We start from the raw sequence: 14,245 nt of genomic DNA on the forward strand, positions 1-14,245 counted from the left end.
CCGCCTCTCCCCGACCCTTGCGTGTCCCGATCTTCGGACAGGGAGCATCGCGGGGCCCCTCAGGTCTTACGCTGCTCCCAGCACGCCCTCCCCCACCCGCAGGGCGGGCGTCTTTCCCGCCGCATCTCATCCATGGGAGTCACCACCGTGACCGAAATGACCGACGGCGTCCTGCACACCCTGTTCCGCAGTGAACAGGGCGGCCACGAGCAAGTCGTGCTGTGCCAGGACCGAGCCTCCGGCCTGAAGGCCGTCATCGCGATCCACTCCACCGCCCTGGGCCCGGCCCTCGGCGGTACGCGCTTCCACGCGTACGCCTCGGACGAGGAGGCCGTCCTCGACGCGCTGAACCTCTCGCGCGGCATGTCGTACAAGAACGCGCTCGCCGGGCTCGACCTCGGCGGCGGCAAGGCCGTCATCATCGGCGACCCGGACGTACTGAAGTCCGAGGAACTGCTGCTGGCCTACGGCCGGTTCGTGGAGTCCCTCGGCGGCCGCTACGTGACCGCCTGCGACGTCGGCACCTACGTGGCCGACATGGACGTCGTGGCCCGCGAGACCCGCTGGGCGACCGGCCGCTCCCCCGAGAACGGCGGCGCCGGCGACTCCTCGGTCCTCACCGCCTTCGGCGTCTTCCAGGGCATGCGCGCCAGCGCCCAGCACCTGTGGGGCGACCCGACCCTGCGCGGCCGCAAGGTCGGCATCGCGGGCGTCGGCAAGGTCGGCCACCACCTGGTCGAGCACCTGCTGGAGGACGGCGCCGAGGTCGTCATCACGGACGTCCGCACGGAATCCGTGCAGCGCATCCTCGACAAGCACCCCGGCAAGGTGACCGCCGTCGCCGACACCGAGGCGCTGATCCGCGTGGAGGGCCTGGACATCTACGCCCCCTGCGCGCTCGGCGGGGCCCTGAACGACGACTCGGTGCCCGCCCTCACCGCCAGGATCGTCTGTGGTGCGGCGAACAACCAGCTCGCCCACCCCGGCATCGAGAAGGACCTCGCGGACCGCGGGATCCTCTACGCGCCGGACTACGTGGTCAACGCGGGCGGGGTCATCCAGGTCGCCGACGAGCTGCGCGGCTTCGACTTCGACCGCTGCAAGGCCAAGGCCACGAAGATCTTCGACACCACGCTGGAGATCTTCGCACGTGCGAAGTCGGACGGGATTCCGCCGGCCGCGGCCGCCGACCGCATCGCCGAGCAGCGCATGGCTGACGCCCGGAGCGCGGCACGCACCGTCTGACCCTCGCGGGGCCCTACGGGGCCTCTGGGGCGGCCCGCCGGGGCGCAGCGAGACGGAACTCACTGCGCTTCGGCGGGTCGCCCGCCAGGAAACGGCTAAAATCGCAGCTGACCAGCGAGGACGGGGCGCCTTGCTGGTACTGCACCGGGGCGCGTCATGCGGGCGGCGTACCGTATGGCCGCGGAAGCAGGTACCGTTAAACCCCTACGGACGGTCTCTCCACGGAGAGCCCGCTCCGAACCATGAACGCGTGTCAGACTCTGGGGCCGTCGAGCCCCGTCACCGAGGGGGTCGAGCCATGGGGCGCGGCCGGGCAAAGGCCAAGCAGACGAAGGTCGCCCGCCAGCTGAAGTACAGCAGCGGCGGGACTGACTTGTCGCGTCTGGCCAATGAGCTGGGCGCATCGCCGACGGATCCGCCGCTGCCTGTCAGCGTGCCGGTCGAAGTCGATGACGATGACGATCAAGATGAAGATGACCCGTACGCCAAGTACGCGGCTCTTTACAACGACGATGACGACGAAGACGAGGACGAAGAGTCCGGTCCGTCGGCGCATCGTCGCGGCGCTTGACGCTCTAGCGGTGTCTGCACGCCAGGCATGAAGCAAGGAAACCCGGTCCAGGGCATCGCCCCGGGCCGGGTTTCAGTGCTGCTCGCACTCGGTCCTGCTGATCAGCTCGCGTAGTCGCCGGTCATCGTCGCGCCCTCGGTGTGGTCGCCGCGGTCGAGGATCTCGCCCGCGACCCAGGCGTCGACGCCCCGGTCGGACAGGGCGGTCAGGGCCACGTCCACCGACTCCTGCGGGACCACGGCCATCATGCCGACGCCCATGTTCAGGGTCTTCTCCAGCTCCAGGCGCTCCACCTGCCCGGCCACGGCGACCAGGTCGAAGATCGCACCGGGGGTCCAGGTCGAGCGGTCGACCGTGGCGTGCAGGTGGTCCGGGATCACCCGGGCGAGGTTGGCCGCGAGGCCGCCGCCCGTGATGTGGGAGTAGGCGTGCACGTCGGCCGTACGGGTGAGGGCCATGCAGTCCAGCGAGTAGATCTTCGTGGGCTCCAGCAGCTCCTCGCCGAGGGTCCGGCCGAGCTCCTCGACGTGGCCCTCCAGCGACATTCCGGCCCGGTCGAAGAGGACGTGGCGGACCAGCGAGTACCCGTTCGAGTGAAGACCGGAGGACGCCATCGCGATCACGGCGTCGCCCGTACGGATGCGATCGGCACCCAGCAGGCGGTCGTACTCGACGACGCCGGTGCCGGCGCCCGCCACGTCGAAGTCCTCCGGGCCCAGCAGGCCGGGGTGTTCGGCGGTCTCGCCGCCGACCAGGGCGCAGCCGGCGAGGACGCAGCCCTCGGCGATGCCCTTGACGATGGCCGCGACACGCTCGGGGTGGACCTTGCCGACGCAGATGTAGTCGGTCATGAAGAGCGGCTCGGCGCCGCAGACGACGATGTCGTCCATGACCATCGCCACGAGGTCGTGGCCGATGGTGTCGTACACGCCCATGCGGCGGGCGATGTCCACCTTGGTGCCGACGCCGTCCGTGGCCGAGGCGAGCAGGGGGCGCTCGTAGCGCTTGAGGGCGGAGGCGTCGAAGAGGCCGGCGAAACCGCCGAGGCCGCCGAGGACCTCGGGGCGCTGCGTCTTCTTCACCCACTCCTTCATCAGCTCGACGGCGCGGTCTCCCGCGTCGATGTCCACGCCCGCGGCTGCGTAGCTGGCACCGGTGGTCTTCTCTGTCATGACAGGAGAGAGCTTTCGTGTCGTTGCTGCGAGTGGTGCGAGGCCCCGGAAAAGCCTGAAAGAGAAGGCCTCGCGCAGGTTGAGCAGGATGAGGGGGGAAGGGGAGGTGCCGGGGTCCCGCGGGCTCGTGCGAGCCCGCGGAACGCGGCGTTGCCTCGGGCCCTACGGGCGCCGGAGCGCGTCGGCGGCGTCGGTGCCGCCGGCCAGCTCCGACTCCAGGAGCTGCTTGCCCAGGAGCTGCGGGTCGGGCAGTTCCATGGGGTACACGCCGTCGAAGCAGGCACGGCAGAGGTTGGGCTTCTGGATGGTCGTCGCCTCGATCATCGAGTCGAGCGAGATGTACGAGAGCGAGTCCGCGCCCAGCGACGTGGCGATCTCGTCGACCGTCATGCCGTTGGCGATCAGCTCGGCCCGGGTGGCGAAGTCGATGCCGAAGAAGCACGGCCACTTCACCGGCGGCGAGGAGATCCGGATGTGGACCTCCGCCGCGCCGGCCTCGCGGAGCATCTTGACCAGGGCGCGCTGGGTGTTGCCGCGGACGATCGAGTCGTCGACGACCACCAGGCGCTTGCCCCGGATGACTTCCTTGAGGGGGTTGAGCTTGAGGCGGATGCCGAGCTGGCGGATCGTCTGCGAGGGCTGGATGAAGGTCCGGCCCACGTAGGCGTTCTTGACCAGGCCGACGCCGTACGGAATCCCGCTGGCCTCCGCGTACCCGACGGCGGCGGGCGTGCCCGACTCCGGCGTCGATATCACCAGATCGGCATCGGCAGGGGCTTCCTTGGCCAGGCGCCGACCCATCTCGACACGCGAGAGGTAGACGTTCCGGCCGGCGATGTCGGTGTCCGGGCGCGCCAGGTAGACGTACTCGAAGACACAGCCCTTGGGCTTTGCTTCCGCGAAGCGAGAGGTCCGCAGGCCGTTCTCGTCGATCGCGATGAGCTCGCCCGGCTCGACCTCGCGGACGAAGCTGGCGCCGCAGATGTCGAGGGCGGCGGTCTCGCTCGCCACCACCCAGCCGCGCTCCAGGCGGCCGAGGACCAGCGGGCGGATGCCCTGCGGGTCACGGGCGGTGTAGAGCGTTCCCTCGTCCATGAAGACGAGCGAGAAGGCGCCCTTCACCTTCGGGAGGACCTTGGTGGCCGACTCCTCGATGGTCAGGGGCTTGCCGTCGTCGTCCGTCTGGCCGGCCAGGAGGGCGGTGACCAGGTCGGTGTCGTTGGTGGCCGCCACCTGGGTGGCACGGCCGTCCTGACGGGGGAGATCGGCGACCATCTCGGCCAACTCGGCGGTGTTCACCAGGTTGCCGTTGTGACCCAGGGCAATGGAGCCGTGGGCGGTCGCGCGGAAGGTCGGCTGAGCGTTCTCCCAGACGGAGGCACCAGTGGTCGAGTAGCGGGCGTGACCGACCGCGATATGACCCTGGAGCGAGCCGAGAGAGGTTTCGTCGAAGACTTGGGAAACGAGGCCCATGTCCTTGAAGACGAGGATCTGGGAACCGTTGCTCACAGCGATGCCCGCGGACTCTTGTCCACGGTGCTGCAATGCATACAGTCCGAAGTAGGTGAGCTTGGCGACCTCTTCACCCGGAGCCCAGACACCGAAGACGCCGCAAGCGTCCTGGGGGCCCTTTTCGCCGGGGAGCAGGTCGTGGTTGAGTCGTCCATCACCACGAGGCACGCCTCCAAGTGTAGGCGAGATCGACCACTGGTCCGAATTGGGGATGCCCGGGAAATGTCACAGCACGCAGGGTGACGAAACCTGTTCGGAGCCCGGCCGTCTCAATATCCGGATTGCCCTGGTTGACAGTCGCCTGTGGTTTCGTACAGGCTCCGGCCCATGCAGCCTCTCGGTGACCGCACCGTCACCCTCGTCGCGCGCCGACACGTGGACCTCGTCCGTGTCGCCAGCGCCATCTGTCGCTGTTCCGCGTAGTCACACGGCGCTTTTCCCTTTCCTTTTTTCGCCTTTCCCGCCGCTTTCCCTACGAGTCCGCTCCGCCGTGCCCTGCGCCGTCCCGCGCTGCCCGGAGCCGGCCCGCGCCGGAGGGCCGGCGGGCCGTGCTCTGGAGTACCCGTGACCTCGTACGAACCCAACCTGTCCCGGCGCGCCTTCGGCGGCGCCGTCGGCGCGGCGGTGGGGCTGGGCGTCGCCGCCCCGGCCCAGGCGGCGCCGGCCGCCGAAGCCCAGCACGCGGGCCCGCAGGAACGGGAGTTCCGGGCCGAGCGCGGCCGCCGCTCCCGCCGCCCGAACATCCTGTTCATCCTCGGGGACGACCTCGGCTGGGCCGACCTGTCCTCCTACGGCTCCCCGCACATCAAGACCCCGAACCTGGACCGGCTCGCCCGCCAGGGCGTCCGCTTCACCGACGCCTATTCGGGCTCCGCGACCTGCTCCCCGACCCGCTTCAGCCTGTACACCGGCCGCTATCCGGGCCGCGCCAAGGGCGGGCTCGCCGAGCCCATCGCCGACAAGTCGGCGGGCCTGGAGCCGACCCACCCGACGCTGGCCTCGCTGCTGCGCGGCTCCGGGTACGCGACCGCGCTGATAGGCAAGTGGCACTGCGGCTCCCTGCCCGACTACAGCCCGACCAAGTCGGGCTGGGACGAGTTCTTCGGCAACTTCGGCGGGGCCCTGGAGTACTACTCCAAGCTGGGCGGCGACGGCTCGTACGACCTCTACGAGGGCGACGCCGAGTACAAGGACCTGCGCTACTACACCCGGATCCTCACCGAGCGCGCGAGCGAGTACGTCTCCCGCGACCACGGCGACAAGCCGTGGCTGCTGAACCTCAACTTCACCACCCCGCACTGGCCGTGGATCGCCGACGGGGACACCGAGGCGAGCGCCGAGATCACCCGCCGGATCAAGGCCGGCGACCGGCGGGCCCTGTGGCACGAGGACGGCGGGTCCATCGAGAAGTACAAGCAGATGGTCGAGGACCTCGACCGGTCGATCGGCGAGGTGCTGCAGGCGCTGAAGCGCTCCGGCCAGGAGGAGGACACCCTGGTCTTCTTCTCCAGCGACAACGGCGGCGAGCGCTTCTCCCACAACTGGCCGCTCGCGGGCAACAAGGCCTCCCTCCAGGAGGGCGGCATCCGCGTCCCGAACATCGTGCGCTGGCCCGCCCGGCTCGACGGCGGCCAGGTCAGCCACGTACCGGTCTTCACCCCGGACTGGACGGCCACCCTGCTGGAACTGGCGGGCGCCCGCGCGAACCCGGCGTACCCGCTGGACGGGGTCAGCCTGGCCGGGTACCTGCCGCGCGGCGAGAAGGTCGCCGAGCGCAACCTGTTCTGGCGGGTGCGCAGGGAGCGGGCGCTGCGCCGCGGCGACTGGAAGTACTACCGCGGCAAGGCGGGCCGCGACCAGCTCTTCAACCTGGCCGGGGACATCCGCGAGCAGGCCGACAAGGCGGCACTGGAGCCGGCCCGGCTGGCCGAACTGCGGGCGGCCTGGGAGAAGACGGACGCGGGGCTGCTGCCGTACCCGGGCTGATCACCTGTCCCCGCGTCGGTGATGTGGTCCACAGCCTGTGGAAAGCTGCGGATCATGAGCGATGCGATACCCGAACCCAGTGCGTACGTACGTGGATTGCCGATCGGCGAGCGGATCCCCTTCCCCGCCGACGGCATCCCGTTCTGGGAGATCTTCCCGTACGAGGGGGACCTGCGGATCAAGGTGCTGGAGGAGCCGGTCCTGCCCGAACCGCCGCGCGGCGGTGAGGCCGGCCCGGACACCTGTCGCTCCTGCGCCCGACCGGACTCGAGCTTCCTCTGGACGGACGAACACTGGCGGCTGCACGGCGAGCACGGCGCGCTGCCGGCGGCGGTGATGCTGGTGCCGCGCGGCCACCACGACCTGCTGGACCTGCCGTCCGAGCTCGGCGCGATGCTCCAGCGGGTGGAGCGGGCGATCCGGACGCTGGGCGGGATCGCCCGCGTCCATGTGAACAAGTGGGGGGACGGCGGCGCCCACCTGCACCTCTTCCTGATGGCCCGCCCCGAGGGGATGCTGCAGCTGCGCGGCTCCTGCCTGCCGCTGTGGGACGACGTGCTGCCGAAGCTCCCGGACGAGGTGTGGGCCGAGTCCGCGCGCCTGATCGCCGGGGCGATGGCGAAGGACGGCGGGACCGCGCACCTCTGAAGCCGGGGCTCACTCGACGGCGGAGGCCGCCTTCGCGGTGATCGCCCTGCCGTCGCTGCCGGTGAGGGTCAGCGCGTCCGCGCTGACCTTCCAGGTGAGCGGGCCGCCGCCGAACAGGTCGGTGAGGGCCCGCTCGACCTCTCCGGGGCCGCCCTCGCAGGCCATCCGGGTGCTGGTGAGGGGGCCGACGGTGAGCTTGTCGCCCTCGACGGCGGCGCTCGCGTTGAAGCGGTTGCAGCCGAGGTTGCCGCTCACCGTCCCGTCCGCGGCCACGGTGAAGCGGGCCCGGCCCTCGGCTCCGGCCGGGATCGAGGAGGCCGTCTCCCCCTTGATCAGGGAGTCGACGGTCCACTGCGTGGCCACGAACGGGGCCGCGGGGGCCGGGGGCTTCGAGGTCAGGGCGATCGTGTTCCCGTCGGAGGCCTTCAGCGTGATCTTCTCCTGGCCCTGTTCCACGGTCAGCGAGCCCCGGAACAGCTTGGCGAAGGCCGTCTCGAAGGGCAGGTCGGGGCAGGCCATGTCGGTGTGGGCGCCGGGCGACACGGTCATGGTGGCCGCCGAGTCGAAGACCACCGCGGCGGTGAACCCGTTGCAGCCGTAGCTGCCGGTCGCCTCGGCCTCGTAGCCCTTGCCGCGCTCCACCGACATCCGGGCGGCAGCGGGAGCGGGCAGCACCTTGCCGTCGACGGTCAGGCTCTCGACCGACCAGGATCCGGAGAACCCGCGGGCGGGGTGCGTCCCCGGCGCGGCGCCGTCGTCACCGCAGGCGGTGGCGGTGGCGGACAGCGCGAGTACGGCGACCAGGGCGGCGGGGAGGAGCGGCAGCGTACGCATGCCGGTGGGACGCGGCCGGCCGCGAACCGGTTCCCGGATCAGCTCATCAGGGGGAGCAGCGCCGAGAGGTCGGCGCGCTCGCCGCTGGCCCGGACCTGGGCCCCGTCCAAGGCTTCGGCCCAGGTCGTACGGCCGGTGGCGAGCCGGATCCAGGTCAGCGCGTCGGTCTCCACCACGTTCGGCGGGGTGCCGCGGGTGTGCCGGGGACCCTCGACGCACTGCACCACCGCGAACGGCGGGACGCGGAACTCCACCGCCCCGCCCGGAGCCTTGAGCGCGAGGGCGTCGGCGAGCAGCCGGGTGCAGGCCGCCAGGGCCTGGCGGTCCACGGGGATGTCCAGTCCGGTGGCGCGGCGCAGGTCGTCGGTGTGGACGACCAGCTCGACGGTGCGGGTGACCAGGAAGTCGGCCAGGGTCATCGCGCCGATCCACAGGTCGAGCACGCGGCCGCCGGGGTTCGCTTCGAGCGCCTCGGCCAGGCGGGCGCCGGCCCGGTCGTAGAGCTCGGCGAGCGGGGCGCCCTCCAGGGTCTCCTTGGCGGCCTCGGCGATCTTCCCGGCGAGCGAGGCCGTCGCGAACGGCCACTCGGCGGCGGGCAGTTCGGCGACGGCGGCGGGCGGCCGGGCGAGGCCGCCGGCCAGCGAGTCGGCGATCCACGCGATATGCGCGGCCAGCTCGGCGACGGACCAGTCCCCGACCCCGCTGGGCCGGGCGAGCCGCTCGGGGTCCAACTCCCGTACGGCGTCCCGTACGTGCCCGAACTGCGCGAGGACGGCCGTACGGGTCCTGGCGTGGTCGTAGGTACGCGGCTTCTTCTTGGCGGGCGGCATGGGGCCGACCCTATCCCCGGCCGCCTTCTCCCCGGCCGGGAAGCACGAGACCGGTGCAGCCGCGCCGCGTCGCCGCCTCGGTGGCGTAGGCCGTGAAGACCTCGTCGAGGCGGGGGCCGAGCACGCGGGCGTACACGGGGTCCGTGTCCATCGTGAACGCCGCCGGGCGGCCCTGGCAGTCGGCCGAGGCGTAGCGGAGGTGCTCCCCGCGGCCGGCCTTGGTCCCGATCACCGAGACCGGGTACCCCGTGTGCGGCACCTGTGTCGCGACGGCCTCGTCGCCGACGTACGTCTGGGTCTGGATCCACCAGGGTGCGCGGGTCAGGACCCGGTCGAGGTCCTGGTCGCTCCGCTCCTGCCCGGTGAGTTCCGGGAAGATCCGTTCCGCCTCGGCGGGACTGGCCGCCAGGACGCAGGACTCGCCCCGGGTGCGGGCGGCGAGGGGGGCTCCGAGGGAGCGGTCGGGCAGCCGGCCCCGGTCCGCGCCGCGCAGGAAGGCGGCGTACCAGGAGCAGGTGCCCTGCGAGGCCGCCGCCGGGCCGAGGTCCACCGAGGTCTCGGCGAGCTTCGCGGGCAGTTCGGGCAGGACGGCTTCGCAGCCGATCTGCCGCGCCGACCGGTCGGCCGCCGTGCGGGCGATCTCCGCGAGCGAGCGCACGTCCGTCTGTGACACGTTGCCCTTCCACTCGGCGGCGGCCGAGGCCAGCACGGACGTGGTCCCGTCCCGGGCGGGCCGCTCGCAGCGTGCGGTCACCGTCACGAGGCGGCCCCGGTAGTCGCCGAGGGTTCCGTCTCCCAGCGGGTGGCGCCTCGCCTCCACGGCCCGCGCGGTGGCGTCCTCTCCCCGCGAGGGACTCAGCCCCCGGAACGGTTCGTCCTCGTCTCCGATGACGCGGAGCGGCTGCTCCCTCGGGAGGGCGTCCACCGCGAGGGAGAAGTGCGGGCCCTTCGTGGCGTCTTCGGCACTGGCCAGCCAGCACCGCCAGGGGCGGCCGGCGACCCCGAAGGTGTTGCGCCGGCCCCAGCCCTGGTCGGGGACCAGCCTGCCGGTCCCGCCGTGCAGTGCGAGCACGGTGTCCGGATCCGCGAGCCCGGCGCACTTGTCCTGTATCAGCGCGCGGCTCTCCCTGCGGTCCTGCCAAGCCCCGTACGAGTCCTTGAGCGACATGCCGCTGAAGATGACGGCCCCCAGCGCCACCATCAGCACAAGGGAGTTGACGCGGTTGCGCCGACGGCCGCGGTCCGGCAGCAGGGGGCGGGACGCCGCTCCCGGCTCGGGCGGTTCGAAGACGGAGCCCATGGATTCCCCCTCGTGAGCTGATGGACCGCGACCGTACCAATCGCCCGGCGGCAACACGGAGGCCCCGCCCACACCGTGGACGGGGCCTCGTCGTGCGAGAGCCGGATCAGGCGAGCAGCGCCGGGATCGTGGTCTCGTGGGCGGTGCGGAGTTCGGTCAGGGGGAGGGTGAACTCGCCCTGGATCTCGATCTCCTCGCCGTCGACCACACCGATCCGGGTCGCCGGCAGGCCCCGCGCACCGCACATGTCGGTGAAGCGGAGCTCCTCGCTGCGCGGGACGGCCACGATGGCCCGGCCCGCGGACTCCGAGAACAGGAAGGTGAAGGCGTCCAGCGCCTCCGGCACCACGATCCGCGCACCGTTGCCGCCGCGCAGGCAGGACTCGGTGAGCGCCTGGATCACGCCGCCGTCGGACAGGTCGTGCGCGGCGTCGATCATGCCGTCGCGCGAGGCCGAGATCAGGATCTCCGCGAGGAGCTTCTCGCGGCCCAGGTCCACCTTGGGCGGCATGCCGCCGAGGTGCTGGTGGACCACCTCGGACCAGGCGGAGCCGCCGAACTCCTCGGCGGTGTCGCCGAGCAGGTACAGCAGCTGGCCGGCCTCCGCGAACGCCATCGGCGTACGGCGGTTGACGTCGTCGATCACACCGAGGACCGCCACGACCGGGGTCGGGTGGATCGCGATGTCGCCCGTCTGGTTGTAGAGGGAGACGTTGCCGCCGGTCACCGGGGTGCCCAGCTCCAGGCAGCCGTCCGCAAGACCGCGGCAGGCCTCGGCGAACTGCCACATGACGTCCGGGTCCTCGGGGGAGCCGAAGTTCAGGCAGTCGGAGATCGCCAGCGGCTTGGCGCCGGTCGCGGCCACGTTGCGGTAGGACTCGGCCAGTGCGAGCTGCGCGCCCGTGTAGGGGTCGAGCTTCGCGTAGCGGCCGTTGCCGTCGGTGGACATGGCGACGCCGAGGTTGGTCTCCTCGTCGATGCGGACCATGCCGGCGTCCTCGGGCTGCGAGAGCACCGTGTTGCCCTGGACGAAGCGGTCGTACTGGTCGGTGATCCAGGACTTCGAGGCCTGGTTCGGCGACGAGACCAGGGCCAGGACCTGCGCGCGGAGCTCCTCGGAGGTCTGCGGGCGGGGCAGCTTGCCGGCGTCGTCGGCCTGCAGCGCGTCCTGCCAGGAGGGCCGCGCGTACGGGCGGTTGTAGACCGGGCCCTCGTGGGCGACGGTGCCCGGGGGCACGTCCACGATCTGCTCGCCGTGCCAGAAGATCTCCAGGCGCTCGCCGTCGGTCACCTCACCGATGACGGTGGCGATGACGTCCCACTTCTCGCAGATCTCCATGAAGCGGTCGACGTACTGCGGCTCGACGATCGCGCACATGCGCTCCTGTGACTCGCTCATGAGGATTTCCTCGGGCGAGAGCGTCGCGTCGCGCAGCGGGACGGTGTCGAGGTCGACGCGCATGCCGCCGCTGCCGGCGGAGGCCAGCTCGCTCGTGGCGCAGGAGAGCCCGGCGCCGCCGAGGTCCTGGATGCCCGCGACCAGCTTCTCCTTGAAGATCTCCAGGGTGCACTCGATGAGGAGCTTCTCCTGGAAGGGGTCGCCGACCTGCACCGCGGGGCGCTTGGTGGGCTTGGTGTCGTCGAAGGTCTCCGAGGCGAGGACGGAGACGCCGCCGATGCCGTCGCCGCCCGTGCGGGCGCCGTAGAGGATGACCTTGTTGCCCGGGCCGGAGGCCTTGGCGAGGTGGATGTCCTCGTGCTTCATGACGCCGATGCAGCCGGCGTTGACGAGGGGGTTGCCCTGGTAGCAGGCGTCGAAGACGACCTCGCCGCCGATGTTCGGCAGGCCGAGGCAGTTGCCGTAGCCGCCGATGCCCGCGACGACGCCCGGCAGGACGCGCTTGGTGTCGGGGTGGTCGGCCGCGCCGAAGCGCAGCGGGTCGACGACGGCGACCGGGCGGGCGCCCATGGCGAGGATGTCGCGGACGATGCCGCCGATGCCGGTGGCCGCGCCCTGGTAGGGCTCGATGTACGACGGGTGGTTGTGCGACTCGACCTTGAAGGTGACCGCGTAACCCTGGCCGACGTCGACGACTCCGGCGTTCTCGCCGATCCCGACGAGCATGGCGTCGTTCTGCGGGACCTTCTCGCCGAACTGCTTCAGGTGGACCTTGCTGCTCTTGTACGAGCAGTGCTCGGACCACATGACGGAGTACATGGCGAGCTCGGCGCCGGTGGGACGGCGTTCGAGGATCTCGCGGATCCGGGCGTACTCGTCCTCCTTGAGGCCGAGTTCCTTCCAGGGCTGGGAGGCGTCCGGGGTCTCGGTGGCGTTCTTGACGGTGTCGAGGCTCATGCGCTGACCAGCTTCTTCAGGACCGAGGTGAAGAACGGGAGGCCGTCGGTGCGGCCCGTCCCGATCAGCGGCTCGACCGCGTGCTCGGGGTGCGGCATGAGGCCGACGACGTTGCCCGCGGCGTTGGTGATGCCGGCGATGTCGCGCAGCGAGCCGTTCGGGTTCACGTCGAGGTACCGGAAGGCCACGCGGCCTTCGGCTTCCAGTTCGTCGAGCACCCGCTCGTCGGCCACGTAGCGGCCGTCCATGTTCTTGAGCGGTACGGAGATCTCCTCGCCGGCGGTGTAGTCGCCGGTCCAGGCCGTCTCCGTGTTCTCCACCCGCAGCTTCTGGTCGCGGCAGATGAAGTGCAGGTGGTTGTTGCGGAGCATCGCCCCCGGCAGCAGGTGGGCCTCGGTGAGGATCTGGAAGCCGTTGCAGATGCCGAGGACGGGCATGCCGCCCTTGGCCTGCTCGATGATGCTCTCCATCACCGGCGAGAAGCGGGAGATGGCTCCGGCGCGCAGGTAGTCCCCGTAGGAGAAGCCGCCCGCGAGGACGACCGCGTCGACCTGGTGGAGGTCCTTGTCGCGGTGCCAGAGCGATACGGGCTCGGCTCCCGCGAGGCGCACGGCGCGCAGCGAGTCACGGTCGTCGAGCGTTCCGGGGAACGTGACGACTCCGATGCGAGTGGTCACCGTCAGGCCTCGACCTTCACGGTGAAGTCTTCGATGACGGTGTTGGCGAGGAAGGTTTCGGCCATCTTGTGGATGCGGTCGAGGGCGGCCTGGTCGACCGGTCCCTCCACCTCCAGTTCGAAGCGCTTCCCCTGGCGAACGTCGGCGATCCCTTCGAAGCCCAGGCGCGGCAGTGCACGCTGCACCGCCTGGCCCTGGGGGTCGAGGATCTCCGGCTTGAGCATGACGTCGACTACGACGCGTGCCACTGGCACTCCCGATGAGGTGGTTGGTGCGAAGGCGGTTCCCTCAGCGTACCTGGAGGAAATTTCTACGCGGGTAGATATCTCTCTTGTACGATCCTCCACGCCGTTTCGGCTTCACCAACGCTTCGCAAAATCCGCCGGAAAACCACGCGCCCGGCATTGCGGCGGGACACGCGGAGATAATTAACTGGGCTTCGCAATGCAATGAGAATCGGGGTACAAAGGATTCCTCCGTTGCACCGGCATTTTTCGGTGCACGGCGACGCCAGAAAGATGCATTCCTCCGAAACATCCACACAGGCGACATCACCGCTCCGTCCGCGCACGTCAGCGGGGAGCGGCGTCGCACGAAGGGACCGATATCCGTGGCGCAGCGCGTAGTAGTCACGATCTCCGACGACATCGATGGCGGAGATGCATCGGAAACGGTGGTCTTCGGGCTGGACGGTAAGTCGTACGAGATCGACCTCAATGTGGCCAACGCAAAGAAACTGCGGAAGAGCCTCGCCCCCTTCGTGGCCGCCGGCCGCCGGCAGGCCCGCTCCGGGAAGGCCTTCAAGCACACCGCCATCGCCCCCGACCCGGCGGTCGTCCGGGCCTGGGCCCGGTCCAACCACCTCGACGTCCCGCCGCGCGGACGCATCCCCAAGAAGGTCTACGAGGAGTACAACGCCGCTCACTGAGAGCCGATTTGCCATCCACCCCCACGGATCCGCTAGTGTGTGGATCACGCCAAGGGGCGAGGCCACAGGTCAGACCCCGAAGTCGTGCGGGTGTAGTTCAGTAGCAGAACATCCCCCTTCCAGGGGGAAGGCGCAGTGTGCGATCCCTGTCACCCGCTCTGCTCGCTTTACCGACCACGGTTGTGG

Annotated in this window: 14 protein-coding genes and 1 tRNA gene; 7 read left to right on the forward strand and 8 right to left on the reverse strand. The window is 70.6% G+C overall.

Annotated features, from left to right (window positions below; all coding sequences use genetic code 11):
- Positions 1-147 precede the first annotated feature (147 nt).
- Positions 148-1,245, forward strand: a complete 1,098-nt coding sequence (locus ACODT5_RS36790) for a Leu/Phe/Val dehydrogenase (protein WP_422523380.1) — start codon at positions 148-150, stop codon at positions 1,243-1,245.
- Positions 1,246-1,543: 298 nt separating this feature from the next.
- The gene (locus tag ACODT5_RS36795) at positions 1,544-1,816 is read left to right on the forward strand and encodes a DUF3073 domain-containing protein (RefSeq protein WP_214946570.1); all 273 of its coding nucleotides are present in this window, start codon (positions 1,544-1,546) and stop codon (positions 1,814-1,816) included.
- Positions 1,817-1,917: 101 nt separating this feature from the next.
- Here ACODT5_RS36795 and purM read toward each other — a convergent pair whose 3' ends face one another.
- Together purM and purF are read right to left on the reverse strand one after the other, a co-directional pair.
- On the reverse strand, positions 1,918-2,988 hold the full coding sequence (gene purM / locus ACODT5_RS36800) for a phosphoribosylformylglycinamidine cyclo-ligase (RefSeq protein ID WP_422523381.1): 1,071 nt from the start codon (positions 2,986-2,988) through the stop codon (positions 1,918-1,920).
- 162 nt (positions 2,989-3,150) lie between these two features.
- Positions 3,151-4,668: an amidophosphoribosyltransferase gene (gene purF / locus ACODT5_RS36805; RefSeq protein ID WP_327253640.1), complete on the reverse strand. Its 1,518-nt coding sequence runs from the start codon at positions 4,666-4,668 to the stop codon at positions 3,151-3,153.
- A gap of 159 nt (positions 4,669-4,827) precedes the next feature.
- Here purF and ACODT5_RS36810 point away from each other — a divergent pair, with 159 nt between their 5' ends.
- The 3 genes from ACODT5_RS36810 (at position 4,828) to ACODT5_RS36820 (ending at position 7,134) form a co-directional block, all read left to right on the forward strand.
- On the forward strand, positions 4,828-4,923 hold the full coding sequence (locus tag ACODT5_RS36810) for a putative leader peptide (RefSeq protein ID WP_323187867.1): 96 nt from the start codon (positions 4,828-4,830) through the stop codon (positions 4,921-4,923).
- 141 nt (positions 4,924-5,064) lie between these two features.
- Positions 5,065-6,486: a sulfatase-like hydrolase/transferase gene (locus ACODT5_RS36815; RefSeq protein ID WP_422523382.1), complete on the forward strand. Its 1,422-nt coding sequence runs from the start codon at positions 5,065-5,067 to the stop codon at positions 6,484-6,486.
- Positions 6,487-6,540: 54 nt separating this feature from the next.
- Complete coding sequence (locus ACODT5_RS36820) at positions 6,541-7,134, forward strand: HIT family protein (protein WP_422523383.1); 594 nt, start codon at positions 6,541-6,543, stop codon at positions 7,132-7,134.
- A 9-nt stretch (positions 7,135-7,143) separates the two neighbouring features.
- On the opposite strand, the gene ACODT5_RS36825 is transcribed toward ACODT5_RS36820, so the two are convergent.
- The 6 genes from ACODT5_RS36825 to purS all read right to left on the reverse strand — a co-directional run bounded on the left by ACODT5_RS36825 (position 7,144) and on the right by purS (position 13,385).
- Positions 7,144-7,968, reverse strand: coding sequence for an META domain-containing protein (locus ACODT5_RS36825; protein ID WP_422523384.1), 825 nt, complete (start codon positions 7,966-7,968; stop codon positions 7,144-7,146).
- A 38-nt stretch (positions 7,969-8,006) separates the two neighbouring features.
- On the reverse strand, positions 8,007-8,798 hold the full coding sequence (locus ACODT5_RS36830) for a maleylpyruvate isomerase family mycothiol-dependent enzyme (RefSeq protein ID WP_422523385.1): 792 nt from the start codon (positions 8,796-8,798) through the stop codon (positions 8,007-8,009).
- Between the two features lie 10 nt (positions 8,799-8,808).
- The gene (locus ACODT5_RS36835; protein ID WP_422523386.1) at positions 8,809-10,098 is read right to left on the reverse strand and encodes a hypothetical protein; all 1,290 of its coding nucleotides are present in this window, start codon (positions 10,096-10,098) and stop codon (positions 8,809-8,811) included.
- 106 nt (positions 10,099-10,204) lie between these two features.
- Positions 10,205-12,454, reverse strand: coding sequence for a phosphoribosylformylglycinamidine synthase subunit PurL (gene purL / locus ACODT5_RS36840; RefSeq protein WP_422523387.1), 2,250 nt, complete (start codon positions 12,452-12,454; stop codon positions 10,205-10,207).
- Positions 12,451-13,131, reverse strand: coding sequence for a phosphoribosylformylglycinamidine synthase subunit PurQ (purQ, locus tag ACODT5_RS36845; protein ID WP_385375313.1), 681 nt, complete (start codon positions 13,129-13,131; stop codon positions 12,451-12,453). The genes purL and purQ overlap by 4 nt, the downstream gene beginning before the upstream one ends.
- Positions 13,132-13,133: 2 nt before the next feature.
- Complete coding sequence (purS, locus tag ACODT5_RS36850) at positions 13,134-13,385, reverse strand: phosphoribosylformylglycinamidine synthase subunit PurS (protein ID WP_008740952.1); 252 nt, start codon at positions 13,383-13,385, stop codon at positions 13,134-13,136.
- Between the two features lie 356 nt (positions 13,386-13,741).
- On the opposite strand from purS, the gene ACODT5_RS36855 reads away from it, so the two are divergent.
- Together ACODT5_RS36855 and ACODT5_RS36860 are read left to right on the forward strand one after the other, a co-directional pair.
- Positions 13,742-14,059 (forward strand): histone-like nucleoid-structuring protein Lsr2, encoded by a 318-nt coding sequence (locus ACODT5_RS36855; RefSeq protein ID WP_422523388.1) that lies wholly within the window; start codon positions 13,742-13,744, stop codon positions 14,057-14,059.
- 86 nt (positions 14,060-14,145) lie between these two features.
- Positions 14,146-14,217: transfer RNA gene (locus tag ACODT5_RS36860), tRNA-Gly, on the forward strand.
- Positions 14,218-14,245 lie beyond the last annotated feature (28 nt).

This window comes from Streptomyces tatrensis, assembly GCF_049310065.1.
Taxonomy (GTDB): Bacteria; Actinomycetota; Actinomycetes; order Streptomycetales; family Streptomycetaceae; genus Streptomyces.

What these genes read in the sequence shown, in the direction of transcription:
- ACODT5_RS36795 (WP_214946570.1), top strand. Translation starts at nt 1,544, where the DNA reads ATGGGGCGCGGCCGGGCAAAGGCCAAGCAGACGAAGGTCGCCCGCCAG.
- purM (WP_422523381.1), bottom strand. Translation starts at nt 2,988, where the DNA reads ATGACAGAGAAGACCACCGGTGCCAGCTACGCAGCCGCGGGCGTGGAC.
- ACODT5_RS36810 (WP_323187867.1), top strand. Translation starts at nt 4,828, where the DNA reads ATGCAGCCTCTCGGTGACCGCACCGTCACCCTCGTCGCGCGCCGACAC.
- ACODT5_RS36820 (WP_422523383.1), top strand. Translation starts at nt 6,541, where the DNA reads ATGAGCGATGCGATACCCGAACCCAGTGCGTACGTACGTGGATTGCCG.
- ACODT5_RS36825 (WP_422523384.1), bottom strand. Translation starts at nt 7,968, where the DNA reads ATGCGTACGCTGCCGCTCCTCCCCGCCGCCCTGGTCGCCGTACTCGCG.
- ACODT5_RS36830 (WP_422523385.1), bottom strand. Translation starts at nt 8,798, where the DNA reads ATGCCGCCCGCCAAGAAGAAGCCGCGTACCTACGACCACGCCAGGACC.
- ACODT5_RS36835 (WP_422523386.1), bottom strand. Translation starts at nt 10,098, where the DNA reads ATGGGCTCCGTCTTCGAACCGCCCGAGCCGGGAGCGGCGTCCCGCCCC.
- purL (WP_422523387.1), bottom strand. Translation starts at nt 12,454, where the DNA reads ATGAGCCTCGACACCGTCAAGAACGCCACCGAGACCCCGGACGCCTCC.